1 pseudogene is annotated in these 2,874 nt (G+C 61.1%); it reads left to right on the forward strand.

Going from position 1 to position 2,874, the window contains the following annotated elements:
- Positions 1–2,161 precede the first annotated feature (2,161 nt).
- Positions 2,162–2,635 (forward strand): annotated as a pseudogene (locus ACZ4NT_RS39050) (transposase); the annotation flags it as partial.
- Positions 2,636–2,874: the final 239 nt, after the last annotated feature.

Raw genomic sequence — 2,874 nt, forward strand, 5'->3', positions numbered from 1 at the left:
CAAAGACGACAGATGAGCTGTCGAGATCCCCGTGAACAACGGATGCGTCAACACCGAACGGTCAGCCATACCCCTCACCAGCAGAGCATGCCCAAGCGCTCATCACACACCAACTCGTTAGAGATGGGTTATGCCGGAGGTAACTTTCCTGGCCGTCAGGATTGGGATGTTTGCCTCATAAGCGCACCCTTGCGTCCATCGAGCTACGGACCTGGCCGCCCATTTGCTCCGGTTCTCGTGTCGAAGCCCGTCTGGTTCGAAGATCAGCCAGAAACCCCCATCCACAAAAGTGAGTAGCAGAATGCTCTGCCACACGTGCGACCAAGTGCGTAGCTTGAGTAAGCATGCCTCAGCAAGCCCGTGGCGCGGAAGTGATATCGCGGATCGAACTGACCCACCCATGGGCTAACGTGGCCACCATTGGGACTTTATCAAAGATCCGCCAGTCCCCACTAGCTATCTCGGGCGCGCACCAACTCTCCGCCATCCGTCAAGGTGGAAGTTGTGGACACATGCCTGAACTCAACCACAACCGATACAGCAGAGGGATACATGTTTCGCACAGCACGTACCAGGATGGGACTATTGAGCGCCGGTACAGCCATCACGTTACCCTTGCTGACCACACAAGTCGCTCACGCCAGCACCGTGGGGTTGGGGTGCAAAAACCAATCCCTGGCGTCTTCCACGCTGCACGTCGAGGCGACAACTTGTATTGACGACAATGGCGACAGCCCTGTGCCACAGCGGCGTGGCGCTATAAGGTTGACGAATAACGGCCCAGGCAGTGTATGGATTTCCACTATAAACATTTCGGTGCCGAAATTGTCCGGAACGTCAAATAATTGCATTGTCGCAAAGTTTCTGGAGCCTGGGGAGACGGCCTCATGTCGCACCAATTGGAGCTTCGGCGTTGCAGCCAATGAGAAAAAAACGAAAGCAGTAGCAACTGTTCTCCATATCGACTCTAAGCTTGCCCTTCAGGGCTTCACCTCTTATGAGGTCTGACCCGGAAGGGTTTCCAGGCGAATGCGCATAGTTCCGGCACGAAATGCGCGCACGACGCCACGGTCGGCGGGTGGGCGCCAGAGTGTCCTCGACGGAATCTCCTGTCTCTTCGGGGACTGTCGGGTCGTGCCACGAGATGGCGCTTTTCGCCCGAGGTGCGGCGGCCCATGAGGTCGCTCACCACCATCTACCGATCGTTTTCGGGATGAAAAACCAGGAGAAATGGCCTCTGGCTGGCGATCTGTGCAGGTGAATTGGGTCAGCGCGAGACGTGGGTCGTCGGCGCGTATCTCGTAGCGGATTTGGAGTCGTTTGAACTGGTATGGAGCGCTTGACGACCCCGGTACTTGTCGTAGTCGTAACCGTGGTCGGCGAATAGTCGGCCCAGGCGGTGACGTGACCGCCCGCGAACCCCGCGGAGCGTGGTGCCGCTTCCAGGAGGGCGTCAGCTGAGTAACGTCGTGACGATTTCCGCTGGTCAACGAGACGGCTAAGAAACTGCCATGTCGGCCGATGGTCAGATGGTGCTTGCTGCCGGGCGGGCTTCAGTTGACCGGCGAAGGTCTGGTGTGATCCCTCTTTGCGTGCGGCCGTTGGGGGCCGTCGATCGCAGTCGCCCATGTCCAGCAAGCTCGCGGCCCGCGGATCGGACCAGCAGCAGTTCGTGTAGCTGCGCTCAGACGTCCGCTTCGATCCAAGTTTCGTGGGCGCCGCCAGGTCGTCACGCTGCTGCAGCCGACTGTTGTAGGGGGCGCCAGCTCACTTCCCATTGCGGAGCAGTGACATCGTCTAGCAGCGCGGCCCGCTCCGCCGCGGGCAACCGCCCCGAGGATACCGATGCGGCTCGGTGTGAGGAGCCGGCAACAGCGGGGCCACACATTTCTAAAAGGTCATCAGGCCACAGGATCAGCGGGCACCCAAGAGATCTTGTCGATACAGCAGTCAACTGCCAAGCCCCGTATTGAAACGACGAGATAGGTCATCGCTTCGGAGCGGGCGGAGAGGACCAGCTCGACAAAGTCCCCGCGGGCATCCAGAACGGCTCACTCGGGCATGCAAGGTGGCCAGGTCCTGGCTGGTGGTAAAGCAGCAAAATGGGATCTCCACCATAGGGAACTTGGCAGTCGGGTTCTCTTTCGGCAGGATCTGTTGGGTGCCTGCTGATCTTGTGCCTGATGACCTGTGGGAACGTGTGGCCCCGCTGTTGCCGGCTCGCCCGCCAAGACGGATCGGTATCCCGGGCGGTTTCCTGCGGATGACCGGGCTGCGCTGCGGGGCATCGTGCTCTGCAAGAACGTGAGCTGGCGGGATGTTCCCGCGGAATAGGTTGACTGCAGCGGCGTGACGGCCTGGCGGCGCTTGCGGGACTGGACCGAAGCGGGCGTCTGGCCGCAACTGCACGAAATGCTGCTGGCCGAACTACGGGCCGCGGGCTTGCTGGATATGGGCGACGCTGCGATCGACGGCTCACACGTCCGCGCGCTCAAAGAGGAGATCGCACCGGAACTCGCCGGTCGACCGGGCCCGCCCCGCCAGCAAGCACCATCTGATCGTCGACCGGCACGGCACTCCCTTGGCCGTCTCATTGACCAGCGGTAATCGTCACGACGTCACTCAGCCGATGCCACGACGATCCCCGATCCACCGAGCTGCCCTGCGGCCCGCCCTCGTGGTCCGGGACTTCCAGCCCGAACCACACCGCCCTGGATGCCCGCTGGTGCGGCGACATCACCTATTTTCGCCACGGAGGAGGGCTGGCTCTATCTGGCCATCAAAGGGGGACGACGAGGTGGAACGCCAGGACGAGACGCCGTGGCAGAGCCTCGTCGGCCGCCTGGTGGAGGTGGTGCTGGAAGTGAGGGCTTG

Source organism: Streptomyces sp. NPDC026417 (assembly GCF_055567695.1).